Genomic DNA, 26,006 nt, shown 5'->3' with positions numbered 1-26,006 from the left:
CGGGGATGGAACAAGCGATTGTCATCGTGCCGGGTATCGGAAACTCGGGCGCGGATCACTGGCAGAGTCATTGGGAGGCGACGCTTCCCGGCGCCACGCGCATGACTCCGGCTTCGTGGGACGCGCCCGACCTGAGCGACTGGATTGCGGCGTTGGACGAGGCCGTCGCGAAAGCCGCGGCGCCGCCGCTGGTGATTTGTCATTCGCTCGGTTGCTTGTTGTTCGCGCATTGGCATGCCGTTTCGACGCGCAGCGTGCGCGGCGCGTTTCTCGTCGCGGTGCCCGACCCGGGCGGCCCGCGCTTTCCGGTCGCCGCAAAGGTGTTCGCGAAGCTGCCGACCGGCAATTTCGGCGGCCTGCCGGTGCTGGCGATCGCCAGTTCGGACGATCCGTACGACCCGTTGGGGCGCGGGATTGCGTGGGCAAGCACATATGGCGCGACGCCGCTGCTGCTCGGCGCGCGCGGCCATCTGAACGCGGCCGCGGGGCTGGGGGAATGGCGCGAAGGCGGCGCGCTGCTCACGGCCTTTACGGCCGGATTGGGCGCATAGCGCAGGCACGCGGCTCGCGCGCTCCCGTGCTCCCGTGCTCTTCGTCGCCGGATGGACGAACCGGCGGCGGCAGAGGTCGTCGTCGGATTCCGGGCGCGGCGGCAACGTTGGCGCGAGCGCTCGAGTATGATCGCTCGACGGCGCCGTCGGCCTCGGCAATCGGGATGGACGCATGCGCTGCGGCGGATTTCGCATCGACGATGCGGCGGCCGCCGTTCGCGACGCCACGTCGGCGTCGCGGGGGGCGCGCATCCCGACCTCGAACGACAACGGAGACAACCCGATGCCCATGGCACCGCAACCGGAGCGTGCCGGCTCGTCGCGACCGGATGCCGGCGCAACCGACCCCGACCGCATGGCCGCGTGGCGGCTGGCGATCTGCCTGTCGCTCGGCAGCGCGATCGCGCTCGGCCTCGCACGCTTTTCGTATGCACTGCTGCTGCCGCCGATGAAGGCCGATCTCGGCTGGACGTTCGCGCAGGCCGGCGCGTTGAACACGGCAAATGCGGCGGGCTACCTGATCGGTGCGCTCGTGTTTCCGATACTGTCGCGGCGCCGGCACGCGGGCGCGCTGCTCGCGGCCGGCTGTGCGCTGACCGCGTTGCTGATGGCCGCATGCGGGTTTACGTCGGACATGCACACGCTGCTCGTGCAGCGGCTCGCGACCGGCGTCGGCAGCGCGCTGATCTTCATCAGCGGCGGCGTGCTGGCTGCGCGGCTCGCATCGGCGTCGCCGCGTGATGCGGGGCTGCTGCTCGGTCTCTATTACGGCGGCACGGGGTGGGGCATCGTCGCGTCGTCGCTACTCGTGCCGGCCACGCTTACGCAGGGCGCGCACGGCTGGCAGCCCGCATGGTTTGCGCTCGCGTTCGCGTGCGTGCTGTTCTCGGCGGTGGCCGTGTCGGCCGCGCGTCGTATCGAGCGCGAGCATGCGGTACACGCCGCGCCGCGCGACAGCGCGCTGGAGGCCGTCACCGCGAGCCCCGCCCGCTTCGCGCTCGCGCTGGCCGGCTACGGCCTGTTCGGCGTCGGCTATATCGGCTACATGACGTTCATCGTCGCGCTGCTGCGCGGCGCGGGAATGAGCGGCACGGTGGTATCGGCGTTCTACGTGATGCTCGGCGTCGCGACCGTCGTCTCGGCGCGATTGTGGTCGCGCTTGCTCGACCGGATGCGCGGCGGCCAGGCGCTGGCCGTGCTCAACGCGCTGCTCGGCATCGCGACGCTGATGCCCGCGATGTTCGTGCATCCGGCCGCCGCGTTCGCATCGGGCGTGCTGTTCGGCGCGACGTTCCTGTCGGCTGTTGCATCGACCACCGCGTTCGTGCGGCACAACCTGCCGCCCGACGGCTGGGCGAAAGGGATCAGCGCGTTCACGACGGTCTTCGCGTTCGGTCAGATTGCCGGGCCTGTCGCGATCGGCTGGGTGTCGGACAGCGCGGGGCTCGCGCGCGGGCTTGTGTATTCGGCGCTGACGCTGTTCGCGGGCGCCGCGCTCGCGGCCGGGCAGCGCGCGTTGCGGGCTGCCGCGTAGTCAGGCGAAGGTCACCGCTCGATCTGCCGGTTCCAGCGCGTATCCCACTGCGCGCGGCGCGCGTTGATCGCGGTCCAGTCGACCACCGTCACCTTGCGCACCAGATCGTCGACATTGCCGAGGCTCTGCTGCATCGCGGCGGGCATCTTCGCGAGACGGTTGGTCGGGATCTGCTTGCCGGCCTCGGCGGCCTTCGTCTGCGCGGGCGCGGACAGCAGGAACTGCGCGAGCTTCTGCGCAAGCTGCGGATCGGGATTGTTTGCGACGACGCACAGGTCGACGAGCAACAGCACCGGGCCTTCCTTCGGGTTCGCATATCCGACCGGAATGCCCTTGTCCTGCAGGTCGCCGACACCCGTCGGCGTGAGCGGGAACAGGCCGGCCTCGCCGGTCTGCACCATCTCGGAGATCTTCGCCGAGTTCGGGATGTACTCGACGACGTTCGGCCCGACCGTGCTCGCCCACTTGCTGAAGCCGGGCTCGACGTTCTGCTCGCTGCCGCCGAGCAGCCGGTTGATCGCGAGGAAGCCGTGCAGCCCGAACGTACTGCTCGATGCCGACTGGAACACGACCTTGCCCTTGTATTTCGGATCGGCGAAATCCATCCACGACGTCGGCGGCGCCCAGCCCTTTTCCGCGAACAGTTTCTTGTTGTACGCGATGCCGGTCATGCCGAGCTGCACGCCTGCGCCGACGTCGTCCTTCATCCGCGCGAACGGGTACAGCTCCTTCAGCACCGGCGAATCGTCTAGTTTCTGGCACACGCCGAGACTGACTGCACGCGCCATCACGCCGTCGTCGAGGAACGCGACGTGGATCTGCGGCTTGTTGCGGTTCGCGAGCAGCTTCGCGAGCACGTCCGACGACGTGCCGGGCACGACGACGACCTTCACGTTGTTCGCCTTCTCGAACTCGGGCAGCACCTGGCTCGTATAGGCCTTTTCCATCGGCCCGCCGTTCATGCCGATGTAGATCGTCTTCGTTTGCGCGAACGCGGGGGCGCTGGCGCCGGCGATGCAGAGTGCGGCGGCGGCCGCGATCGTACCGAGCAGTTTCATCGAGAGGTCTCCTCTTGGGGGAAAGGGGCGGTCGGCGCGGCTTGACGGACGAAGCGGCCGATCGAGAATGCATCGAGTGGCGTGGCGGTTTCGCCGATCGTCACGAGATCGGCGAGCACGTCGCCGACACCGGGCGCGAGCAGGAATCCGCCGCCGGAAAAACCGAATGCGTGCAGCAGGTTCGGCGTCGTGCGGCTCGCGCCGACGATCGGGTTGTGGTCCGGCGTGCAGCCTTCGACGCCGCTCCACGTGCGGATCAGCAGCGCGTCGCGCAGCGCGGGCAGCAGCGCGCACGCGTCGCGCATCACCGCGCGCGTCGTGTCGACCGAAGGCTGGCCGAATTCGCCGTCGCCGCGGCCGCGCCCGCCGCCGATCACGCAATTGCCGCGCGCGACCTGCCGTGCGTACACGCCGCCGCCGTACACGCCGAGGTTGTGCGCGATGAACGGCGGCAGCGGTTCGGTTACCCACATGTTCGGGTAGATCGGCTCCATCGGCACGGCTTCGCCGAAGCGTTCGGCGATCGTGTTCGCCCATGCGCCGGCCGAATTGATCAGCCACGTCGCGGTGCATGCGCGGCCGCCCGCTTGAAAGTGGAAGCGCGTGCCGTCGTGCCGGACGTCGTCGACCGGCGTGTGCTCGAACACGTCCGCGCCCGCCGCGCGGGCCGCGCGCGCGAACGCGGGCGACACGAGGCGCGGGTTCGCGTGGCCGTCGGTCTCGCACAGCGAGCCGCCGAGCGCCGCGCGGCCGAGCCACGGATAGCGGCGGTGGAACGCGTCGCCGCGCATCACGTGCAGCGGCAGGCCGTGCTCGCCGGCGAGCGTCGCGTACGCGTCGAGCGCGTCGAGATCGGCGTCGCTGCGTGCGAGCCGCAAGTGCCCCGATACGACGAATTCGCCGTCGATGCCGATCAGCTCGGGCAGGCGATCCCAGATGCGCCGCGCGCGCAGCGCGAGCGGCAATTGCTCGGCGGGGCGGCCCTGGCAGCGCACGCCGCCGTAGTTCACGCCGCTCGCCTGCGCGCCGCAGTCGCGCCGCTCGAACAGCCCGACGCGCAGGCCGCGCCGCGTCAGTGCAAGCGCGGCCGATGCGCCGACGAGGCCGCCGCCGACGATCGCGACGTCGTAATGACGGGCATTACTCATCGCGCGCCTCGTCGGGAATCGCCGCGACGTCGTCGCCCGCGAGCGCGGCCGAGATCGGGAACGGCTTCACGGGCGGTTGCGCGCGCAACCGGCCGACCTCGGCGAGCGGGCGGCCGGTTTCGGCGGCCAGCACGAGCGCGGCCGCGTCGCCGCACATGCGCCCCTGGCAGCGGCCCATCCCGGCGCGCGTCAACGCTTTCAGCCGGTTGAGTTCGGTCGCCGCGCCGCCACGGATGCAGCGGCGCAGCGTGCCCGCGTCGATCTCCTCGCAGCGGCACACGATCGTGTCGTCGGGGCAGCGCGCGGCCTGCTCGACGGGCGGCGCGAACGCCGCTTCGAGGCCCGCGCGGAATGCGCCAATGCGGGCGAGCGTGCGTTCGAGTGTCGCCGCGTCAGGCTTGCCGGATGGCGATGGCAATGCAATGCCGGCATCGTCGAGCAACGCAAGCGCCGCGCGCCGGCCCGACGCTTCGGCCGCGTCGGCGCCCGCGATGCCCGCACCGTCGCCCGCGACGTAAATGCCGCGCACCGACGTGCGGCCGGCCCTGTCGCGCTCGGGCAGCCATGCGCGGTTGACCGGATCGAACCCGAACCGGCAGCCGGCGAGATCGGCGAGCTGCGTTTCCGAACGCAGGCCGAAGCCGAGGCCGAGTGCGTCGCAGTCGAGCACGCGCGGCCGCGTGTCGTCACCGGCCGCGCGCCACGCGAGCCCGGTTACATGTTGTTCGCCGAGCACGCGTTCGAGTGTGACGCCGGTTTCGATCGCGACGCCATGTGCGCGCAGCCAGCCGATGTAATAGAGCCCCTTCGCGAAGGTCGACGGCATGCGCAGCAGCGCGGGCGCGGCGGCGGCCTGGTGGCGCAGCGGGCTCGTGTCGAGCACGGCCGCGACCTGCGCGCCGGCCTTCGCATACTGGTACGCGACGAGATAAAGCAACGGCCCGGTGCCCGCAAACACGATGCGCCGGCCGATCGCGCAGCCCTGCGCCTTCAGCGCGACCTGCGCGCCGCCGAGCGTATAGACGCCCGCGAGCGTCCAGCCCGGCACGGGCAGCATGCGGTCGGTCGCGCCGCTCGCGACGATCAGGTGCGAGTACGGCACGGTGACTTCATGGCCGTCCTGCAGCGTATCGACGCGGCCCGCGCCGCATGCCCACGCGAGCGTGTTCGGCCGGTAGTCGACGTGCGGCAGCAGCGCGGCCATCGTCCGGTGCACGGCATCGGCTTTCCCGGCTTCGAATCCGTACAGCGCGCGCTTGCCGCGCGCGAAGCCGCCGTCGGCCGGCGGTTGACGATAGATCTGCCCGCCCCAGCGCGCGTTCTCGTCGATCACGACAGGGCGCAGCCCCGCGTCGACCAGCGCCTCGGCCGCACGCACGCCGGCCGGGCCCGCGCCGACAATGACCGGTTGCAGTGCGTCGCTCATTGCGTGTCTCCGGTCGCGGCCGATTGAACGGCGGTGAGAATTCGCATGCCTTCGACGATCGGCGTCGAGCACGCGCGCATGCGCGCGCCGGCCTCGGTGCGCACCCAGCAGTCCTGGCATGCGCCTATCAGGCAGAAACCCGCGCGCGGCTGACCGCTGAATTCGCTGATGCGCACGCGGCGCTGCGCGACGAGGATCGCGGTGAGCACGGTGTCGCCGGCGAGCGCCTGCGCGGGGCGGCCGTCGAGCATGAACGCAACGGCGGCGCGCTCGCGTTCGGCGACGCGCACGAACTGCGCGCCGTCGGCCGGATCGTTTTTGGAGCGGGAAACGGGAGTCGACATCAGTGTTGGCCGATCAGGATGCGGTTCAGGCCGTACACGCGATCGAGCAGCAGCATCGCGCCGGCGGTGATGAAGATGACGAGCGCCGACACCGACGCCATCATCGGGTCGATCGATTCGGTCGCATACATGTACATGCGCACGGGCAGCGTGACCGTCTGCGGCGACGTGACGAAGATCGACATCGTTAGTTCGTCGAAACTGTTGATGAACGCGAGCAGCCAGCCGCCCGTGATGCCGGGCACGATCATCGGCAGCGTGATGCGGCGGAACGTCGTCCACGGGTCCGCGCCGAGCGAGCACGCGGCCTGCTCGATGCTGCGGTCGAGGCCTGCGACGGACGCGAGCACGAGCCGCATCACGAACGGCGTGATGACGATCATGTGCGCGAGCACGAGCCACGCGAACGAGCCGGTCGCACCGATCAGCGCGAAGAAGCGCAGCAGCGCGATGCCGAGCACGAGGCCGGGGATTACCAGCGGCGACAGCAGCAGCCCGTTCAGGAACGCGCGGCCGGGAAACGCCGCGCGGCCGATCGCAAGGCCCGCCGGCAAACCGATCGCGAGCGACAGCGTCGCCGACGCGAACGCGAGCTTCAGGCTGTTGAAGAACGCGGTGACGAAGTCGGGATAGTCGAGGATCGCACGGAACCAGCGCAGCGACAGCCCGTGGGTCGGCAGCGTCAGCGTCTCGTCGGGCGTGAACGCGACCAGCACGACGATCGCGAGCGGCGCGAGCACGAACAGCATCACGAGCGTGTGGAACGCGAGGGCGAAGGGGCCGTTCTTTCTCATCGGGATGCACCTCCGAGGCTGCGCGCATAGCGGCGTTCGAGCACGCGGTAGTAGGTGAGCATCACGACGAGGTTCGCGACCAGCAGCAGCACCGCGATCGTCGCGCCGAGCGGCCAGTTCAGCGAGCCGAGGAACTCGTCGTAGACGGCCGTGGCCGCGACCTTCAGCCGGCGTCCGCCGAGCAGGCCGGGAATCGCGAATGCGCTGGCCGACAGCCCGAACACCATCAGGCTGCCCGACAGCACGCCCGGCATCAGCTGCGGCAGCACGATGCGGCGCAGCGTCGTGAACGGCGACGCGCCGAGCGACAGCGCCGCGTGCTCGGTCTGCGGATCGAGCCGCTGCAGCGCGGTCCACACCGGAATCACCATGAACGGCAGCATCACGTGCACCAGCGCGATCACGATCGCGAAGGTCGTGTATTCGAGCTTGTAAGGCCCGAGGCCGGCGAGCCCGAGCGCCTGGTTCACGAGCCCGCTCGTGTTCAGCAGCATGCTCCAGCCGAACGCGCGCACGACGACCGACACGAGCAGCGGCGCGAGGATCGCGAGCAGGAACAGCGAGCGCCACGGGTCGCGCATTTTCGACAGCACGTACGCTTCCGGCGTGCCGATCGCGACGCAGATCGCGGTCGTCAGCGCGGCGATGCCGAACGTGCGCATGAAGATCGTGTGGAAGTACGACGAGCCGAGCACTTCCGCGTAGTTGCCGAACTGGAGCGCGGCGATCGGCCCGGTGGCCGGGTCGTAGCGGTAGAACGTCAGTACGAACGTCATCGCGAGCGGCACGAGCACGAGCGCGGCGAACAGTACCAACGCGGGTGCGCACATCAGCCACAGCGGCGCATGCGCGCGCCACGTTGCGCGCACCGACGTACGCGGCGCACGACGTGCGACGGCGAGGGCCGTCGCGCCGTCGGCGGGCAGCGGGCGGGAAGGCTGTCGCATTCAGGCCTCCCGGCGCATCACGCGCACCGCGTCGCTATGCCAGTCGATGCCGACCGGCGCGCCTTCCGCGAGCGGCTCCGCGCCTTCGTTCTGGCAGCACACGAGCACTTCGCCGAGCGCGCTGTCGACGCGGTACAGCCACTGGCTGCCGAGGAAGAAGCGGCTCGTGACGGTCGCGGCGAAGCGGCCCGCATCGGGCGCGCACAGCCGCAGCTTCTCGGGGCGGATGCAGACCGACACCGCGTCGCCGACGCGCATGTCGCGCTCGCGCGGCGGCAGGTGCGCGGTGCGCCCGGTTTCGGCGAGGTCGTGCCCGAGGTCGATGCGGATCGCGTCGCCGTCGTGCGCGACGACGGTGCCCGGCAGCAGGTTCGCCTTGCCGATGAACTGCGATACGAAGCGGTTCTCCGGGCGCTCGTAGGCCTGGTACGGCGTGTCGATCTGCGTGACGCGGCCGGCTTCCATCACGACCACGCGATCGCTGATCGACAGCGCTTCCGATTGATCGTGGGTGACCATGATCGTCGTCGTGCCGATCTTGCGCTGGATCGCGCGCAGTTCGAACTGCATGTCCTCGCGCAGCTTCGCGTCGAGGTTCGACATCGGTTCGTCGAGCAGCAGCACCGGCGGCTCGATCACGACCGCGCGCGCGATCGCGACGCGCTGCCGCTGGCCGCCCGACAGCTCGCGCGGAAAGCGGTGCGCGAGCGTATCGAGGCGCACGAGCGCGAGCGCCGCGCGGATGCGCTCCGCGCGCTCGGCCTTGTCGACGCCGCGCATGTCGAGGCCGAAGCCGACGTTCTCCGCGACGCTCATGTGCGGAAACAGCGCATAGCTCTGGAACACGATGCCGAGCCCGCGGCGGTTCGGCTTCAGGTGCGTGATGTCCTGCCCGTCGAGCGCGATGCGGCCGCGCGTGACGTCGACGAAGCCGGCGATCATCTGCAGCGTGGTGGTCTTGCCGCAGCCCGACGGTCCGAGCAGCGACACGAACTCGCCTTGTTCGACCGACAGGTTGACGTCGGCGACGGCGGTGAGTTCGCCGAAGGTTTTCGTCAGATCCGTAAGCGTGAGAAACGACATGAGGAGCTCCGGGTTCGCACACCGCATAGCCGGTGCGCCGATGACGCGGACTCTAGCCAGCCATATTTCGGAGCGTCAATTTCGAATTCTGCTGAACGGGATGAATTTCGAAAAAATTCCGGCGAGCGGAACGGATCGACGTATCGCGCGCAAATCGTTCCGATGGGTGAAGGGTGGCCGGGCCGCGAAATGCGCGCGTCAATCCCGTGTACACCCGGATGCCCGTGGAATTTCGGCCGGACGACAATGGCGGCTACCGTATTCCGTTCAATGAAATCGTCGAGGAGAGCCGGCATGCAGGAACCCCTTTCGTCCGGAATGCCCGGCACGCCCGCCGCGCGCGCGTCCGGCGGCGACGACGAAGCCGATCCGGCCGGCGTGCCGGGTACCGGCATGCTGCAGCGCGCGTTCGCGATCCTGCGTGCGCTGGCCGGCATGCAGCAGGACGGCGTGCGCGTCACGCATCTCGCGAAGGCCGTCGGCCTCACGCAGGGCACCGCGCACCGGATCCTGCAATCGCTGATCGCCGAAGGGATGGTCGAGCAGGACGAGCAGTCGAAGCTGTACCGGCTGAGCGTCGATTTCTTCGCGCTCGCCGCGCTGGCCGGCAACCCCAGCAGCATGCGCACGCTATGCCGTCCCGCGCTGCTGCGGCTGTGCGCGAGCCTCGGCGAGACGATCTTCCTGCTCGTGAAGAGCGGCTTCGACGCGGTGTGTCTCGACCTGTGCGAAGGGCCGTTCCCGATCCGCTCGTTTACCGGCGACATCGGCGGGCGTATCGCGCTCGGCGTCGGGCAGGGCAGCCTCGCGATCCTCGCGTTCCTGCCCGAAGCCGAGCGCGAGGAAGTGATCCGCTTCAACGTGCCGCGTATCCGCGGCTACGGCGTGCTCGACGAGGTGTACCTGCGCACCGAGATCGAACGCGTGCGGCAACTCGGCTACGCGGGCCGCAACAGCGGTGTGCTCGACGGGATGGCCGGCGTCGCGGTGCCGATCCTCGATCGCACCGGTTACCCGGTCGGCGCGCTGAGCGTCGGCACGCTCGCGTCGCGGCTCGGCGACGACCGGATGCCGATGGTCGTCGAACTGCTGCGGCGCCAGGCCGACGCGATCGGGCCGCGCACCAACCCGTTCGACGCCGCGCTGCGGCGGCCGATGCACGGGTTATCCGGGAAAACCGTATAGCCGCGTCACGTCGATCATCGGGCGCTGCCCGGTGCCCGGGCTGATCGATGCGGCGAAGGCGCTGTCGATCGATCGCGAAGTCGGTCCGCTCGAAGCCGGGAAGCGCCGGCCGACATCATCCTCGTCGATCGGTTCCGCCCGCACATGATGCCGATGAACATGCCGGCGTATCACGTGACGTGCTTCGCGAATGCGGCCGATGCGTGCATGACGATGGTCGGTGGAAGGGGCGACCTCGCGACCTTGCGCGTGAGGGTTTCGTCAGCGTCGGGCAACGCAACAATGCCGATGGTTGGCCGTCCGCGGACATGCTAGGATTTCTCTCAAACAACTCCGGAGACTGCTATGCCGTTCATCTGCGAAAACGTTGAATGTCGTGCCGTACTGGCTCGCGGGCAGGTCAGGTCCAAACACGAGGACGAAGGGTGGTGCTTCTACTGCCCGGACTGCAACGCCAGGAACGAGTTGAAGGATATTGGCGTGGCTGGCGGTCCTGTCGAGTTGGTACAACCTGAAAGATCCGATCTTCCGCACAAGGTCATTGCGACGGCCCGACCACTGGAGGACGGCAGATACGCCGCGCAATTGCGCGTTCAGCGGGCACTCGGCGTGAAAGGAACGTACGCGGCCGAAGAGCACTGGGAGCAGCTCGGTGTGTTCCCGGACCCGCAAGAGGCCGTAGCGCACGCGAAGTCTTTCGCAACGGATCTGCTGGAACGAACGGCCTAGTCGCGAGCGGCACGCTCGATTGCGCGATACCTGGCCATGCGCGGATCGGTACGGGAGGCCCACGACCGTGGGTCCGCGCGACAACCTGGTGCCGGGCGGCGTGCGCAACCGGGTAGCGAGTCACGCTGAATACCCCGCGAAACCCCAACGAGAGGTAACCCACCTCGTTTCACGCAGCGGCACTGACAGCGAGCTTGACGAATAGCCTGGCTGCTTCGTTGCCATGGGACAACGCACGCAGTGCGAGGGCGAGCGCCAGCTGTGCGTCGTGGGTGGCCGCGCTCCGATCCTGCTCGAAGAGTTTGACGGCGTGGCGCATGTGTTGCGCCGCTTGCGTGTGAAGCTCGACGGCCGCGGCATGAAGTTTTGCCACGTCCGCGGCACTTGCGCCCGAGCCGATCGATGATGGCGTTGTGGGCGGCGTATTGGCGCCGTGCGCGCCGGCATCGTGCGCCTGATCGATTGCATGCAACGTGTGACCATGGGCCATCATCGCCTGATGTGCGGCATGGGCAAAGTCCTTGCCTTCCTCGAAATGCCGCGACGCCTCGCGGTGATGTCGCGCGGCCTGCTCGTGGTGTGACGCCGCGGCTTCGAGATGCCCTTTCTTGCTGTGCTTCGTGTTCATGCCGGCTCCTGTGCAACTTCAGGACTGACTCGGATGGCGACCGATGCGAAGACACGGTGGCGGGTCGCAGCGACGTTCTAATCTACACGCACTTGCGTCTTGTGTGGCATTTGCTTGTCGTGGGAAAGCGTTGGGCGAATCGGCCTGAATTCGAAATGTTCCGGCGACGCTCCCTAATCTCGTTGATCCGCAAAGGCTTGTCGGATTTCTTGGTCGCAAGCACCCATACGCTGCGGAGCGCAGGATCAGAATCCCTTGGTCAGTTCGATGCCGCCATAAAAGGAACGCGGCTGGCCGCTCGTCTTCTTCACGCCGGCATAGAATCCAATGTCGAACTTATCGCCAATCTTGATGCCCGTTAGTACAAGGCCGCCTTGCGTGGCCCGATAGTCGGGGTCGCCGTGCTTGATTACTTCGACACCGGCCCACGCATCGCCAAACGTTCGATGCAGAAAGCGGGCTCGGCCCCAATATGATGCCGGCCCGATCGTGTAAGAACCAATCCCGTTAAAAGCCCAATCCTCACCGAAACGCTGCTCGCCCTGCAAACCAAGCGCGAGCCCCCACTGGCTGCCGTCGGCACGTGCGTTAGCACCGGGCGGCGTCACACGGTTATGGCGAAACCGTGGGCCGGTCGAAGCTTCAACCCATCCGCGTTGCCAGGCCGCCTGCGCGCCCAGGGCTACCTCGGCTGCCTGCCCCCTGACCTTGACGGTCGTTCCGTTCGTGCCGTACTGATAGTAATAGTCGCTGATCGCGAGCCGCTGGGTCAGGAAGCGACTGGAAAAAAATGGGGTCGTGACGCCGATGTATTCGTTGCGTTCACCTTGCTCGGCGATCGATGCGCCGGCAAATATCAACGGCTGTCCTGCGAGCGCCGACGGGCTAAATGGCAGGGCGCAAGCGACGATTGCAAGCGCCAGCCGGCGAGGCATTGCTCGATTGATCGGCGAGATCTTCGTCATTTTCGTTCCCGAGATTATGCAGCGTCAGCGCATGACGCGACGTGACGTTGTATAGATGCATTTGCCCGGTAGGCGTATCCAGGCTTCCGCTCAAACTCAATGAGAGGCGCTGCGTCGTTTCGCTGCCCGCCCGGCGCTGGTGCAAAAACACATCGAGGCTCGTGTCGAGTTCGCCGTTGCTGAGGATCCACCCCATGTCGCCCGTATCGCGTACCGCCGACACGACGGTAACGGGTACCGGATGAGTGTCGCGGGACTGGTTCAAGAATCCCGGTGCCCAATGACTACCCGCACCCAGCACGCTCGTATTGATGGGGGTGCCGCGCGCAAGACGCGTCAACAGGGTTGTCCGCTGATCGGTCACGCCGCCCTGTTCGAATTGCAAACTGCTGCCAAACAGGAACGTCTCAAGCGGGCGACTCAGGTCCGCCGAGGCCCAGCTAAAGCGCAATCCGATCGTTCGATCGGAATGGGCGATGCCGCGATCGTCTCCGACGAACGTAACACTCGCCTTGGTACGTACGACGAGGTTCGGCAGGTGGATCTCGACCTCAGGGCAGCTTTCAGGCGACAACCGGGAGGGAACTTCTCCGTGGTAAAGCGCGCCGCTTGCCGAAAGATCCTCCGACAGGCCTAGAAACGACCTGCCGTCCAGCGTCAGCATCATCGGCATATGCAATGGGAAACGATATTCGGTGCGCCGGTTCTGCGCCCGGCGATGACTGAACCATGCAATGACACTCGCGGCTGCGATCGTGGCACACGCCCATACGGTGTTCGCGATGCCGGCGCCCACCGGTAACGTGCCGTGATACATCCGGTAGAGGCCGAACGGAATGCTCGACGCGGTCAGTCCTGCGACGATCAGCGACGGCAATAGCCAGAGCCAGGCGCGGCCTGCAAGCGATAATTCCTTGCTGGTGACCGAGAAACCGATCGTCCTGCGAAACAGGCCGACGGTCGTTAACATGAATGAGAAGAAGCGGACCATGCCGTACTGCTCACTCAGAAACAGCGCGCCGTAGCCCCGTGCCAGTTCCGTGTACATCAGCGACGAAAGCGCGTAGTACATCAAGAAATAGATCAGAAATTCGCTCACCGGCGCGCTGATTGGCAGGATTCCGAAGAAGAAGACCGCGGGCGAAGTAATGAAGAAGACGAGCTTTTGCCATCCTTCGAAGTAAACGAGCATCGACGCAAAGTAGTTCAGTCGCTGCGCCAACGTCAGCCCAGGGCTGGAAAGAATGCGTTCGCGCCGTAGTACCTGCATACCGCCCATGCCCCAACGAATCCGCTGTTGCAGGTAGGTTTCAATGCTGTGCGGGGCCAGGCCGAATGCAAGCGATTCCGGCTGATACACCGACCGATATCCCTGCTTGTGCAGCTTGATCGACGTGTGGATATCTTCGGTGACCGTCTCGGTCGCAAAGCCGCCGATCGCTTCCAGCGCGCTGCGGCGTAGCAGCGCGCAGCTACCGCAGAAGAAGGTCGAATTCCACGTATCCTTGCCGCGCTGGATGACCTTGAAGAAGAGCGACTGCTCGTTCCAGACGCGACGCCCTCCCATGCGATGGTTGAATGAATCGACGTTGTAGAAGTCCTGCGGTGTCTGTACGAACGCCACCATCGGATCTGCAAAGTAGCCCAGCGTCTTGTCGAGGAAGTCCTTGCGCGCTGCATGGTCCGCGTCGAAGATCGCGATGAATTCGCCATGGCTGTGTTTGAGGGCATTGTTCAGATTGCCGGCCTTCGCGTAACTGTTTTCACTTCGCGCAAGGTAGTCGCAGCCGAGTTCGCGTGCCAGCATCAGCATTTCCTCGCGATGGCCGTCGTCAAGCAACCAGGTCCGGTGCGGATATTCGATATTGAGTGCTGCCTGCAACGTGCGGCGAACCAGTTCGATCGACTCGTTATACGTCGGCACGAACACGTCGACGGTAGCATCGCGTAGCGGGGCTGGTACCGACCGTACGGCTAACCGGTAGGTAATCAAGAGGTACAGCAAGCCCGTGACGAAACCGAATAGTTCTGCGCCGTAGAGCGGGATCGAAAAAAACGGTAGATGCCAGTTGATGGCTGTCAGGCGCCAGCTGAAGTACCACAGTCCGCAGATCACGTAAGCAATCGCTATGACGGTGATATGGAGCGGCGGTTTTTCAAGGGTCAAATTGTTCATGTAGTGCCCCCATCGTGTCGGGTTCAACATCATTCCCGGCAAGAGAGAAAACCAGGCGTCATATAGTGCAACGGGGGCTCCGCTGGATGACCGGTAATACGCCACGTCACATACGCCGCGAAACGGCCTCCAGCGCGGCTGCCACGATCGCCATTCCACGAAACGCGGAACTCTCGAATCTGAGGGCGGGATCTTGAAGGAAAAACGGACCGGTGAGGACCAGCGCCAAGGCCTCGAGGAGCAAGCAGACATGAGCCGTGGTCACGAGCCCGACGGCCCGGGGGCGCTCGTCGGCGACGATGACGCGCTCATGCGCCCCTCAAAATTCTCATTGATTTCGCGAAGACCGGCGGGGGAGGGTTCCAGGACCGCAGTCAGGCGATCGGCTGCTCACGCCAGCGCGCGTAGCCGGACGCTCTGGTATCGCTGGCATTCATCTATCGATATGAAGTATAGGCTGGCGTGCCGGCGTCGGCGAACATTCGGCCGACATTTCGGTATCAAGGATTCCAAAGCGTCGCGTTGTTGCCGTGGACCTGGTAGTCGACGAAGTTAAGGGCTCGAATGCTGGCCAGCGGCTGATCCGAGTGGGCGCAACCCGTCCCGCAACCTGACCATGCCGCGTCCGACCCTCGATTCGCCGTCAAGCGCGAATGAGATTCCCGGTCACTGAAGTTTGTCAGATCGATGCGCGCGACTATACTTCGATCGTCTGACGAAATTGGGCCAATCTTTGGGGCTGAGTTTGACCCAACACATACGCGGCTCGACATACAGGGTGCCGCGGTGAGTCGACGTTGACGCATTGAACCAAAGTTGCTGCAAGCGTGGAGCGGCCGGAATCGTCCAACTATCCTAAGCAATCGTGTATCTGCGGCCCGACCCGTCACCGTGGAGGCTTCGAGCGACCCCACGCCGCCGCTCGGCTCGATACGAATGCGATCGCGCTGGGCGGGATCGATGCGTCCCTATACGTGTTCGGCGCACTTTTTGTCGGCGCAACACTTGAGATCGGTTCGATTCAGCGGCAACCGTTAGCGGGATTGCGGGGAGAACCTGGCATGCGTTTTCAATCTAGGCTTCACCACGGACAGGGGGAGGCACGGTCTGCGCCTCACGCCGGGGCTTACATGGAACCGCACTGGCTGCCCAGGGGCGTGCGCTCCGGCAGACACGGTGCGACGACGCCTGCAAAGGCGGGATCGTTGCCCTGGATCCACCACTGGCACCGTCAAGGGTCCTGCGTGAGCGCGCAGACCGATCCGGTCAATCGTCGCGTCCTCGTGATCAACGACAACGTTGCGGCGCACCAGAATTTCCGCAAGATTCTCGCTCGCCCACTGGACGGCGAAACTGCGCTGGCCGCAACCCAGGTGCCGTTGTTCGGCGAGGTTCCAGCCGGTCGCGCGGCGTTTCAGATCGATTCCGCCTATCAGGGCCGGGAAGCGCTGGAGCGGGTCGTGCATGCGCTGGCGGAGAACAAACCCTATGCGATGGCCTTTGTCGACACGCACATGCTGCACGGTTGGGACTGCTTTCAGACCATCGAGCGACTCTGGCAAGTGGATCCGAAGCTGCAGGTTGCCCTATGCAGCCCGCATTCCGATCCCCCTTGGGGCACCCTGGCCAGACGCCTGGGCGCAGACGACCGGCTGCTCATTCTCAAGAAGCCATTGAACAACATCGAGGTCCGTCAGACGGCGAGCGTGCTGACCACGAAGTGGCAGATGACGAAAGAGGCGGCCTTCAAGACGAGCGACCTGGAAGAGGTCGTCGAGGAAAGAATCGATGCGCTTGCCGAAGCCAACATCATCGTCCAGAACAGTCCGGTCATCCTTTACCGTCTGCGCGGCGTGCCGTCGTTTCCGCTCATCTACATATCGCATGACATCGCCAGGTTCGGCCACGACCGCGCTGCCTTGCTCGCTTCGCCAGTCTGGGCCAACGAGCTTGTCGCGCCGGACGACCAGGCCAAAGTCGATGCGGCACTGGCGCGAGTATTGGACAAGGACACCGAAGGCGTCTCGATCGAGTTCCGCTTGCGCACTGGCGACGGCGCTTACCGTTGTGTCGAGAATCGCTATGTTCCGGTCCGCGACAAGGAGGGACGGCTGATCGAAGTCGAAGGGATCATCATCGACATTGCCGAGCGCAAGGCAGCGGAGGAAAAGATCGCGCGGCTCGCTCACACCGATGCGCTCACGGGATTGGCGAATCGGGCCGGCTTCCTCGCGCGGGTGCGCCAGGCTTTCGCTGCAGCCCGACACGGCACCATGCCGTTTGCGATCTTGTTTGTCGCGCTCGACCGCTTCAGGCTGGTCAACGACAGACTGGGTTATCCGATCGGCGACCGGTTGCTTCGGGAGGTGGCGGAGCGTCTCGGGAATTGCGCTCAGGAAAGCGACCTGGTTGCCCGGATGGGCGGCGATGCGTTTGCCGTGCTGCAGGGCGAGATGGTCGAGCCGGCGGACGCCGGGGCACTGGCTGCGAAGCTCCAGGCGGCGCTGTCGGCTCCCTATCTGCTTGATGGCAACGATGTGCGGATTTCGGCGAGCATCGGCATCCGTGCGTACGTCCAGGGCGACAGTGGAGCGGACGCCATGCTGATGCAGGCCGATTTGGCGCTCCAGCGCGCGAAGCATCAGGGCGGCAACCGGTACCGCTTTCATTCCGACGAACTCGACCAGGAAGTACGCGAACGTGTCGCACTCGCCGACGACTTGAGAGGAGCGATGGATCGCGGCGAGCTGGAACTCCAGTACCAACCCGAGGTCGAGTTGTCCTCCGGAAACATTCTCGGAATGGAAGGGCTGGTTCGCTGGCATCACCCGACGCGGGGCCTCATTGCCCCCGGTGTGTTCATTCCGATCGCCGAGAGGGACGGCACCATGGCAGCGCTTGGGCGCTGGGTGCTGGATCAGGCGTGCCGGCAAATGAGAGCGTGGCGCGACGAGGGGGTGGCCCCGCTGATGATCGCGATCAATCTGTCTCTGTTCGAGCTCTGGAGTGCTCAAACGTTCGTGCGCGATGTCGCTGAAGCGGCCGCGAAATGGCGCCTCGCCCCCTCCGATCTGGAATTCGACGTGACCGAGGCGACTCTGGCCAGGCTGTCGTGGGCACAAAGCGACATACTCCCGCAGCTGCATGCGCTCGGCGCGAAGCTTGCCATTGATGATTTCGGTAGCAATTACGCGTCATTTGAGTATGTCAAGGCGTATCGCGTGAACCATCTCAAGATCGCGCGATCCCTCATCCACCGGTCGACCAGCGATCCCGAGAGCGCGGCGACGATACGTGCCATCGTCACCTTTGCGCACAGTATCGGGATCGGCGTCATTGCCCAAGGCGTGGAGACCGAGCAACAGCGTGCGCTGCTGGCTGCGACGAATCGGGCGACGAGTGCGCAAGGCTTCCGTTTCAGCGAAGCGGTGGGGGCCGCTCGCGCCAGCGAACTCCTGCGCCAAGGCCACATCGCGCCATGCGCGGCGCCTTGTCCGGAAGGGTAGGCGTTCGATTGTCGCGGCTGCACGTTCCGCACGGGTAACCGTTGACGAAAATCGAAAACCGACACGCATAGCGCATCGATGGTGCCGGAGCCGACTGGCTGGTTCGGCCGATTCGGGTCGTCAAGCGACATCCGCGGCAATCCGCGAAGAATTTCTTGCATCGACGTCCCGATTGCCGGAAACGAAGCAGGGGCGTCGCGCGTTGATGCGCGACGCCCCTTCGCGTTTTCCGCCGGCCGCTACCGGCCACCGCAAGTGCGGATTGCGACGGGGCGCGGCGGGGTGGCGGGGCATCGTTACGCGGCCGATGCGTGTTCCGTGCCGGCTTGTTCGCGCGCCGCGACCAGCGTCCGGATGCGCGCGCGATCGGCGGCCGTTTCCGGCGTGAAAATCACGAGCGTCAGGTCGGGCCGGCCGTTTACCGCGAACGCCGAGTATTCGAGCGCGATCCGCCCGACGGCCGGATGGCGGATTTCCTTGGTACCTTCTTCGTGCGCGCGGATATCGTGGTCGCGCCACAGTGCATCGAACTCCGCACTCGTCGCACGCATTTCGTCGACAAAGGCCTGCACGGTTTGCGTTGCGCCGCCGCGCGCGACGTCGGCGCGAAACGCGCCCACGGCGAACCGCGCGACCTGTTTCCAGTTCGACTGCGCATCGCGCACGCGCTGATCGACGAAGATCAGCCGCAGGATGTTGCGTCGCTCCGGCGGCAGCGTCGCATAGTCGGTCAGCGTCGCTGCCGCCGCGTCGTTCCATGCGACGACGTCCCACGTCGCCGAGCGCACGATCGCGGGGCTCGCTTCGAGCGAATCGAGCACGTGCTGCAGGCGGGGTGTCACGCTGTCGGTCGCGTGGTAGCGCACTTCGGGCGGATGGCCGACGCCGATCAGGAACAGGTGCTCGCGTTCGGCGTCGTTCAGCATCAGCGCATTCGCGAGCCGGTCCAGCACGTCGGCCGACGGCGCGCCGCCGCGCCCCTGTTCGAGCCACGTGTACCACGCGGCGCTCACGTGCGCGCGCTGCGCGACTTCCTCGCGCCGCAAGCCCGGTGTGCGGCGGCGCGCGACGGGCAGGCCGAGCGCGGCCGGGTCGAGTTTCTCGCGGCGATCCCGAAGGTACGCGCCGAGCAGGTTGTCGGGTGCGTCTGCCATAGCCTGTTAGTTCGTTTACCGGTAAACCGTCACGTCTTCACCGCGAGCGGCCGTCGACAGATAGTAATCCTCCATTCCATCCGGAGGTGCTGAACATGCGTGTCTTTGTCACTGGAGCATCGGGATTCGTCGGCTCCGCCGTCGTTGCCGACCTCGTTGCCGCCGGCCATTCGGTGCTCGGGCTTGCACGGTCCGATGCGGCCGCCGCGTCGGTTGCGGCCGCAGGCGCCGACGTCCATCGCGGGTCGCTGGAGGATCTCGACAGCCTGGCGCGCGGTGCCGATGTCGCCGATGCGGTGATCCATACGGGATTCAATCACGACTTCTCGCGCTTTGCGGAGAACTGCGAACTCGACCGACGTGCGATCGAGACAATCGGTGCGGTGCTCGCGGGCTCGGCGCGGCCACTCGTCGTCACGTCGGGCCTGGCGCTCGTCGCGCCCGGCCGCGCAGCGACCGAGGACGATCCGCACGTGCCGGTTTCGGCGGCCTATCCGCGCGCATCCGAAGCCACTGCGGTCGCGCTCGAAGCGCGTGGCGTGCATGCGTCGGTCGTGCGCTTGCCGCCGTCCGTGCACGGCGACGGCGATCACGCGTTCGTGCCGCGCCTGATCGCAGTCGCGAGAGAGAAGGGTGCATCGGCCTATCTCGGCGATGGCGGCAATCGCTGGCCTGCCGTGCACCGGCTCGACGCGGCACGCGTTTATCGGCTCGCGATCGAACGCGGCGCGGCCGGCGCGCGTTATCACGCGGTCGACGATACGGGGGTGCCGTTCCGCGACATCGCGGCGGTGATCGGCCGGCGGCTGAACGTGCCGGTCGTCGCGAAATCAGCGGCGGAAGCGGGCGAGCACTTCGGCTGGTTCGCGATGTTCGCGGGAATGGATGCGCCCGCAACCAGCGAGCGCACGCGTGCATGGCTCGACTGGGCGCCGACGCAGCCGGGGCTGATTGCCGATATCGACCGGCCGCGGTATTTCGAAAGCTGAGCGGGCGGCGCGCACCGTCGTGGGCGGGCGATTCGCGGAGGCTGCCTGCCGCCTGCCGCGCGTCATTCGACCGGATGCAGATCCTGCAGCAGCGTCGGCACGAGTTCCGACACGGTCGGATGGATGTGCATCGCGCGGCTGATCGTCGTGTACGGCGCGCCCGCGGCCATCACGTCGAGCATCCCGTGCACGACCTCGTCGCCCGTCACGCCGAGGATCGACGCGCCGAGGATCGCGTGGCTGTCCGCGTCGACGATCACTTTCATGAAACCCTGGCTTTCGCCTTTTTCGACCGCACGGCCGACGCGTGTCATCGGGCGCGTGCCGACGAGCAGCCTGCGGCCCGTCTGCTTCGCTTCCGCGAGCGTCATGCCGACGCGGCCGAGCGGCGGATCGATATACATCGCGTAAGCCGCGATGCGGTCGGACACCTTGCGCGGATCGCCGTCGAGCAGGTTGGCCGCGACGATCTCGTAGTCGTTGTACGCCGTGTGCGTGAACGCGCCGCGCCCGTTGCAATCGCCGAGCGCCCAGATGCCGGGCACGTTCGTGCGCAACTGCTCGTCGACGGTGATATAGCCGCGCGCGTCCGTCTCGACACCCGCACGGTCGAGCCCGAGATCGTCGGTGTTCGGCACGCGCCCGACCGCGAGCAGCAGGTGCGAGCCCTCGACCTCGCGGCCGCCGCCCGCGCAGTCGAGGCCGACCGCGATGCCGTCGCCGTCGCGCCGCGCGCTCAGGCAGTTCGCGTCGAGCTGCACGTCGATCCCTTCGTTTTCGAGGATATCGCGCACGGCTTGCGACACGTCGTCGTCCTCGCGGCGGATCAGGCGCGAGCCCTTCTCGACGATCGTGACCTTCGACCCGAAGCGGCGGTACATCTGGCCGAATTCGAGCCCGACGTAGCTGCCGCCGACGATCACGAGATGCTCGGGCAGGAAGTCGACGTCCATCATCGTCGAGTTGGTGAGGTATGGCACCGAGTCGAGGCCCGGCATCGCTGGCACCTGCGCGCGTCCGCCGACGTTGATGAAGATGCGTTCCGCTTCGAGCAGTTCGTCGCCCACGCGCACCGCGTCGGCGCGCTCGAATCGGGCATGACCCTGAAACACGGTCGTGTTCGCGAGGCCGCGCACCCATTGTTCGACGCCATGGTTCGAGCGGCCGGAGATCTGGTCCTTGCGCGCCTTCACGGCTTTCATGTCGACGGTGACGGCGCCGCCGACCGACACGCCGTATTCGGCGGCGCGCCGCGCGAGCTGCGCGGCGTATGCGCTCGCGATCAGCGTCTTGGTCGGAATGCAGCCGGTGTTCACGCAGGTGCCGCCGAAGCGGCCGCGTTCGACGATCGCGACTTTCATCCCGGCGGCGGACAGCCGCGCGGCGAGCGGCGGCCCGGCTTGCCCGGTGCCGATGACGATTGCATCGAAGTGTTGCGTCATGACGTCCTCCTGCGTGGGTGCAACGAGGGAAGGCGTGCGGGCGAGCCGCGTGCGGTGGCGGCGCACGGTCGCGCGACGGCGAGCGCCTTATGGTAGTCCTGTTGGCGTGCGCTCGCGAGCACCGGAAGGGCGGGCGACGCAGGGAGCGCGACAGACGGGCCACGCGCCGGTGCGGGTACGAGGCGGCCGGCGCGCGGCGCAACGGGTCGCAGCGCGTTGCGCCGGTCGCTTCAGTCCTTGCGTTTCCATTGACCGAACGTGATCGGCCGGTGCGAGTCGGCGCGCGTGACGGTGACGCGGTCGGGTTTGTCGTCGAGCGGAAACGATTCCGTGACGATCTGGTTCGAAAATACCCAGCCGTGCGTGCGCGGGTCGTAGCGGAACGTCACGTAGTCGCTCCAGTGCTGTCCGCACGCGACGACGTTCTGCACGGTGAAATAGCGGCCTTTTACGGAGAGGCCGTCGTCGGCGAACTCGAACGGATCGCACTGGCCGCCTTCGTTCGCGCGCAGGACGACCTGGTCGTTGCGCGTGGCGAGCCGGAACGTGTGGTCGGGCTGTTCCTCGTAGATCAGCAGCGGGCGCGGCGACGGCTGCTCGCGCGTGTCGGTCGAGCGATGCACGACGACCAGAAAGCTGTGCAGCCCGTTGCCGAGATCGGGCCCGGCTTGCGCGAGCAGCGGCTGGTAGCCGGGCGGCAGTTGCGTGGCGATCGACTTCGGCAGGTCGCCGGCCCATGCGTTGAACGAGAGTGCGGCGAGCAGCGGGACGAGGGCCCGGCGTGTTGTCGTGCCGATCGCGGATCCCGCCCGGAAAACCCGGTGTCCGGCACTGGATTGAAGGCGAACGACGACACGGGCATCGTCGGGATAACGGGCGGCGCGGATTTCGATCATGGGCGTCGGCGCGGGATGGCGGGAAAGAGGGCCAGCATAGCAGCGCGCGGCCGCTTTCGGTCACGCGCGAAGCGTGCCAGAATCGGCGGCTCGACCGTCGGAAACGACACGCAGGCGCCGGCGCATCGGCGTCGCTGACCAAGGAGACTTCGATGACCGCATCGGCTGCCGTACTTGCGATCCTGGCCGCGCTGTGGCTAGGCGCGATGATTCCGGGCCCGAGCTTCGTGCTGGTTGCCCGCAATTCGATCGGACTGTCGCGCCGCGACGGGCTCGCCACCGCGCTCGGCATGGGCATGGGCGGCATCGTGTTCGGCGGCGTCGCGCTGGCCGGGCTCTATACGCTGCTGCAGGCCGTCGAATGGCTGTACGTGGGCCTGAAGATCGCGGGCGGCGCGTACCTGATCTACATGGCGTCGAAGATCTGGCGCGGCGCCGACCGGCCGATCGCGATGGACGATCCGCAGGCCGTGGCCGGCGGCAGCGCGCGCAAGTCGTTCTGGACGGGCCTCACGACCCAGCTCAGCAACCCGAAGACGGCGATCTGGTACGGCAGCATCTTCGCGGCGCTGCTCCCCCAGCATCCGCCGCTGTGGTGCTACCTCGCGCTGCCGCCGCTCGTGTTCGGCGTCGAGTTCGGCTGGTACACGATCGTCGCGCTGTGCTTTTCCACGCGCCGGCCGCGCGAGCTCTACCTGCGCGCGAAGAAATGGGTCGACCGCATCGCGGCCGGCGCGATCACGCTGCTCGGGCTGCGGCTGATCCTGAATGCACCGAAAGCGGGGATCTGACTGCTTCCACCCTTGGTCTGCATCGCATGGCGGCAGGCCATTCATTTGGTCGGCCGCCGGAGCGAACTGCCCGAACCGCGCACCACGCTTCCGGAAACGCGTTCTTCTTCCTCATGACACACCGGGCGATGCGCCCGGCGCTCCGATCCCGGCGGCTCGCCGAGCCGCCGACGACGGTGGTCCCGGCTACCCGCCACCGCCCGCGGAGCCTTGCGCGACGGGCGTTCGCGTGTGTCGCCCGGTGCGCCGGACGGCGCCGCTTCCCCGATTCTGGCGGTCGCCTCCCCGACGACGTGTAAACTGCTGCCTTTTTTGACGGTTTGCAGCATGGTGCAAGCTCCTCCGCGCCCGGCATTGAGCGGTCCGACCCTCGTCCGGCTGCTCGCGCGCCTGGCCGATGCCGACGTCGCGGAATCCCGGCAGACGCTGTCCGACCGGCTGAGCCAGTGGCTCGGCTGGACCGACGCGATCACGCTGTCGTCCGCGCTGAGCACGAGCCCGCCCGGCGTCGCGGCCGGCGTGCGCGGCTACGACGCGGAGCGCGACTGCGCGCGCGTGCGCCACGATCTCGCGCAGGCGATCACGGCCACCAACCGGCCGCGTACGCGGCGCCGGCCCGGCGACATGCCGCCGCCGGCCGCCGACACGGCCGATTTCGCGGACTTCCGCCAGCGCTATCTGTCCCTGCAGCAGGAGATGGAAACGGCGATCGGCCAGTTGCGCGGCCGCCTGCGGGTCGCGCTCGCCGCGCGTTCGTCCGGGATGGCGCGGCTCGCGACGCTCGACACGATCATGGAGCGCGTGCTCGGCGCGCGCGAGCGCAGCCTGCTGTCGGCCGTGCCCGTGCTGCTCGGCACGCGCTTCGGGCGGCTGCGCGAAGCGGAACGGCAAGCGCTGGCCGATGCCGAATCCGCTGCTGCAGCCGACCCGGCCGGTACGGCTGACGACGGCGCGGTTGCCGGCGGCACGGCCGTCGCGGCGATCGTGCCCGGCGCATGGCTCGACACGTTTCGAGACGAAATGCAGAGCATCCTGCTCGCCGAACTCGAAGTCCGGTTTCAAACGGTAGACGGGCTGCTCGCGGCCCTTCGCACCTGCTAATCAACACGCTCTATGTCCAGAATTCGCATTGATCTCGTTGTCTTCGTCGCCGGTCTGCTCGCAGTGGGCTGGATCGGCGTCGGCTATGTCGCGTCGAACCCGCTGGCGACGGCCGTCACGCTGCTGATCGGCGCGTGCTATGTCGCCGGCGCATGGGAACTGCTGCGCTACCGGCAGGCGACCGCCACGCTGTCGCGCGCGGTCGCGGGCCTGGCCGAGCCGCCGGCGAAGCTCGACGCGTGGCTCGACACGCTGCACCCGGGCCTGCGCGGCGCCGTGCGTGCGCGTGTCGAAGGCGCGCGCGTCGCGCTGCCGGGCCCGGCGCTCACGCCGTATCTGGTCGGCCTGCTGGTGCTGCTCGGCATGCTCGGCACGCTGCTCGGGATGGTCGTGACGCTGAAGGGCACGGGCGCCGCGCTCGAAAGCGCGACCGATCTCGACGCGATCCGCGCATCGCTGATCGCGCCGGTGAAGGGTCTCGGCTTCGCGTTCGGCACGTCGATCGCCGGTGTCGCGACGTCCGCGATGCTCGGGCTGCTGTCCGCGCTCGTGCGTCGCGAGCGGATCGACGTAGCGCAGCAGCTCGACGCGAAGATCGCGACGACGCTGCGCGTGCATTCGTCCGCGCACCAGCGCGACGAATCGTTCCGGCTGCTGCAGCGCCAGGCCGACGTGATGCCGGCGCTCGTCGACCGGCTGCAGACGATGATGACGACGCTCGAGGCGCGCAGCGTCGCGCTGCACGACCGCCAGCTCGAAAGCCAGCAGGCGTTTTTCGACCGGACCGAGCGCGCGTATGCGGGCCTCGCGTCGAACGTCGGCGACGCGCTGAAGGAAAGCGCCGCCGAGAGTGCGCGCGTGGCCGGCGCCGCGCTGCAGCCGGTCGTCGCCGCGACGATGACGGGGCTCGCGCAGGAGATGGCCGCGCTGCGCGACACCGTGACGGGCGCCGTGCAGCGCCAGCTCGACGGGCTGACGGACGGCTTCGAGAAGACCACCGGCAACGTGACGGCCGTCTGGAACCGCGCGCTCGACGAACAGCGCCGCGCGGGCGATGCCGTCGCGCAGCAACTGCAGACGACGCTCGGCCAGTTCACCGACACGTTCGCGCAGCGTTCGACGGATCTGCTCGACGGCGTCGCGACGCGCCTCGAATCGACCGAAGGCCGCCTGTCGGACGTGTGGCGCGAAGCGCTGTCGCGCCAGGAGCAGGTCGGCGAGACGCTGGCCGGCCAGCACGCACGCGCGCTGGGCGAAGCGGCCGCGACGTTCGAGCGGCATTCGAGCGCGACGCTCGCCGCGATGCGCGAGTCGCACGCCGGGCTGCAGACCGAACTGGCCGCGCGCGACGAACAGCGCCTCGCCGCGTGGAAAGACTCGCTGGCCGCGATGGCCGCGAAGCTCGGCGACGAATGGCAGCGCGCGGGCGTGCATAGCGCGGGCCGTCAGCAGGAAATCTGCGACGCGCTTGCGCAGACGACGCGCGATCTCACCACGCAGGCCGCCACGTTCGAACAACGCTCGAACGAACTGCTGACGACGATCCGCGATTCGCACAC

At 67.2% G+C, this 26,006-nt stretch carries 23 protein-coding genes; 9 read left to right on the top strand and 14 right to left on the bottom strand.

Going from position 1 to position 26,006, the window contains the following annotated elements:
• The first annotated feature begins 5 nt into the window (after window positions 1-5).
• Together BT264_RS07310 and BT264_RS07305 are read left to right on the top strand one after the other, a co-directional pair.
• On the top strand, window positions 6-551 hold the full coding sequence (locus BT264_RS07310; protein WP_072442155.1) for an RBBP9/YdeN family alpha/beta hydrolase: 546 nt from the start codon (window positions 6-8) through the stop codon (window positions 549-551).
• A 283-nt stretch (window positions 552-834) separates the two neighbouring features.
• Window positions 835-2,085, top strand: a complete 1,251-nt coding sequence (locus tag BT264_RS07305; protein WP_072442297.1) for a YbfB/YjiJ family MFS transporter — start codon at window positions 835-837, stop codon at window positions 2,083-2,085.
• An 11-nt stretch (window positions 2,086-2,096) separates the two neighbouring features.
• On the opposite strand, the gene BT264_RS07300 is transcribed toward BT264_RS07305, so the two are convergent.
• Genes BT264_RS07300 through BT264_RS07270 form a run of 7 tightly spaced genes read right to left on the bottom strand, consistent with a single transcriptional unit; the run spans window position 2,097 to window position 8,885 of the window.
• On the bottom strand, window positions 2,097-3,143 hold the full coding sequence (locus BT264_RS07300) for an ABC transporter substrate-binding protein (protein ID WP_072442153.1): 1,047 nt from the start codon (window positions 3,141-3,143) through the stop codon (window positions 2,097-2,099).
• Window positions 3,140-4,291, bottom strand: coding sequence for an NAD(P)/FAD-dependent oxidoreductase (locus BT264_RS07295; RefSeq protein ID WP_072442151.1), 1,152 nt, complete (start codon window positions 4,289-4,291; stop codon window positions 3,140-3,142). The genes BT264_RS07300 and BT264_RS07295 overlap by 4 nt, the downstream gene beginning before the upstream one ends.
• Window positions 4,284-5,717 carry an FAD/NAD(P)-dependent oxidoreductase gene (locus BT264_RS07290; protein WP_072442149.1) on the bottom strand — a complete coding sequence of 478 codons (1,434 nt, stop codon included), beginning with the start codon at window positions 5,715-5,717 and terminating at the stop codon, window positions 4,284-4,286. The genes BT264_RS07295 and BT264_RS07290 overlap by 8 nt, the downstream gene beginning before the upstream one ends.
• The gene (locus BT264_RS07285; protein WP_072442147.1) at window positions 5,714-6,061 is read right to left on the bottom strand and encodes a (2Fe-2S)-binding protein; all 348 of its coding nucleotides are present in this window, start codon (window positions 6,059-6,061) and stop codon (window positions 5,714-5,716) included. The genes BT264_RS07290 and BT264_RS07285 overlap by 4 nt, the downstream gene beginning before the upstream one ends.
• Window positions 6,061-6,855: an ABC transporter permease gene (locus tag BT264_RS07280; protein ID WP_072442145.1), complete on the bottom strand. Its 795-nt coding sequence runs from the start codon at window positions 6,853-6,855 to the stop codon at window positions 6,061-6,063. The genes BT264_RS07285 and BT264_RS07280 overlap by 1 nt, the downstream gene beginning before the upstream one ends.
• Window positions 6,852-7,802 (bottom strand): ABC transporter permease, encoded by a 951-nt coding sequence (locus BT264_RS07275; RefSeq protein WP_072442143.1) that lies wholly within the window; start codon window positions 7,800-7,802, stop codon window positions 6,852-6,854. The genes BT264_RS07280 and BT264_RS07275 overlap by 4 nt, the downstream gene beginning before the upstream one ends.
• Window positions 7,803-8,885 carry an ABC transporter ATP-binding protein gene (locus tag BT264_RS07270; RefSeq protein ID WP_047901618.1) on the bottom strand — a complete coding sequence of 361 codons (1,083 nt, stop codon included), beginning with the start codon at window positions 8,883-8,885 and terminating at the stop codon, window positions 7,803-7,805.
• A gap of 294 nt (window positions 8,886-9,179) precedes the next feature.
• Here BT264_RS07270 and BT264_RS07260 point away from each other — a divergent pair, with 294 nt between their 5' ends.
• Both BT264_RS07260 and BT264_RS07250 read left to right on the top strand, forming a co-directional pair.
• On the top strand, window positions 9,180-10,070 hold the full coding sequence (locus tag BT264_RS07260) for an IclR family transcriptional regulator (protein WP_072442140.1): 891 nt from the start codon (window positions 9,180-9,182) through the stop codon (window positions 10,068-10,070).
• A 345-nt stretch (window positions 10,071-10,415) separates the two neighbouring features.
• On the top strand, window positions 10,416-10,799 hold the full coding sequence (locus BT264_RS07250) for a hypothetical protein (RefSeq protein WP_072442138.1): 384 nt from the start codon (window positions 10,416-10,418) through the stop codon (window positions 10,797-10,799).
• 169 nt (window positions 10,800-10,968) lie between these two features.
• Here the strand turns inward: BT264_RS07250 and BT264_RS39105 are convergent, their stop codons facing one another.
• The 3 genes from BT264_RS39105 to BT264_RS07235 form a co-directional block, all read right to left on the bottom strand.
• A complete protein-coding gene (locus BT264_RS39105; protein WP_177318405.1) occupies window positions 10,969-11,427 on the bottom strand; it encodes a hypothetical protein in 459 nt (152 codons plus the stop codon).
• A gap of 245 nt (window positions 11,428-11,672) precedes the next feature.
• Entirely contained in the window at window positions 11,673-12,392 is a 720-nt protein-coding gene (bcsS, locus tag BT264_RS07240) for a cellulose biosynthesis protein BcsS (protein ID WP_072442135.1), read from the bottom strand.
• Window positions 12,313-14,568 (bottom strand): glycosyltransferase, encoded by a 2,256-nt coding sequence (locus tag BT264_RS07235; RefSeq protein WP_110281331.1) that lies wholly within the window; start codon window positions 14,566-14,568, stop codon window positions 12,313-12,315. Before BT264_RS07235 ends, bcsS begins: the two co-directional genes overlap by 80 nt.
• Before the next feature lie 1,244 nt (window positions 14,569-15,812).
• On the opposite strand from BT264_RS07235, the gene BT264_RS07230 reads away from it, so the two are divergent.
• Window positions 15,813-18,074 (top strand): GGDEF/EAL domain-containing response regulator, encoded by a 2,262-nt coding sequence (locus BT264_RS07230; RefSeq protein WP_256260582.1) that lies wholly within the window; start codon window positions 15,813-15,815, stop codon window positions 18,072-18,074.
• A 296-nt stretch (window positions 18,075-18,370) separates the two neighbouring features.
• Here BT264_RS07230 and BT264_RS07225 read toward each other — a convergent pair whose 3' ends face one another.
• On the bottom strand, window positions 18,371-19,228 hold the full coding sequence (locus BT264_RS07225; RefSeq protein ID WP_072442131.1) for a helix-turn-helix transcriptional regulator: 858 nt from the start codon (window positions 19,226-19,228) through the stop codon (window positions 18,371-18,373).
• Between the two features lie 95 nt (window positions 19,229-19,323).
• Here BT264_RS07225 and BT264_RS07220 point away from each other — a divergent pair, with 95 nt between their 5' ends.
• Complete coding sequence (locus BT264_RS07220; RefSeq protein WP_072442295.1) at window positions 19,324-20,217, top strand: SDR family oxidoreductase; 894 nt, start codon at window positions 19,324-19,326, stop codon at window positions 20,215-20,217.
• Window positions 20,218-20,279: 62 nt separating this feature from the next.
• Here the strand turns inward: BT264_RS07220 and BT264_RS07215 are convergent, their stop codons facing one another.
• The gene (locus BT264_RS07215) at window positions 20,280-21,659 is read right to left on the bottom strand and encodes an FAD-containing oxidoreductase (RefSeq protein WP_072442129.1); all 1,380 of its coding nucleotides are present in this window, start codon (window positions 21,657-21,659) and stop codon (window positions 20,280-20,282) included.
• A gap of 230 nt (window positions 21,660-21,889) precedes the next feature.
• Window positions 21,890-22,555, bottom strand: coding sequence for a hypothetical protein (locus tag BT264_RS07210; RefSeq protein WP_256260581.1), 666 nt, complete (start codon window positions 22,553-22,555; stop codon window positions 21,890-21,892).
• Window positions 22,556-22,707: 152 nt separating this feature from the next.
• Here BT264_RS07210 and BT264_RS07205 point away from each other — a divergent pair, with 152 nt between their 5' ends.
• Window positions 22,708-23,346, top strand: coding sequence for a LysE family translocator (locus BT264_RS07205; protein ID WP_072442127.1), 639 nt, complete (start codon window positions 22,708-22,710; stop codon window positions 23,344-23,346).
• Window positions 23,347-23,387: 41 nt separating this feature from the next.
• Here the strand turns inward: BT264_RS07205 and BT264_RS37940 are convergent, their stop codons facing one another.
• Window positions 23,388-23,675: a hypothetical protein gene (locus BT264_RS37940; protein ID WP_143155767.1), complete on the bottom strand. Its 288-nt coding sequence runs from the start codon at window positions 23,673-23,675 to the stop codon at window positions 23,388-23,390.
• Here BT264_RS37940 and BT264_RS07200 point away from each other — a divergent pair.
• Window positions 23,674-24,447, top strand: coding sequence for a DUF3348 domain-containing protein (locus BT264_RS07200; RefSeq protein ID WP_072442125.1), 774 nt, complete (start codon window positions 23,674-23,676; stop codon window positions 24,445-24,447). The two genes, BT264_RS37940 and BT264_RS07200, sit on opposite strands and share 2 nt — an antisense overlap.
• Window positions 24,448-24,459: 12 nt before the next feature.
• Window positions 24,460-26,006 (top strand): DUF802 domain-containing protein (locus tag BT264_RS07195; RefSeq protein ID WP_143156738.1); only part of this gene is annotated, 1,547 nt, incomplete at its 3' end.

Source organism: Burkholderia sp. NFPP32 (genome assembly GCF_900119325.1).
In the GTDB taxonomy this organism is placed as follows: Bacteria; Pseudomonadota; Gammaproteobacteria; order Burkholderiales; family Burkholderiaceae; genus Burkholderia; species Burkholderia pyrrocinia_C.
This window is presented reverse-complemented; position numbering and strand designations above follow the sequence as displayed.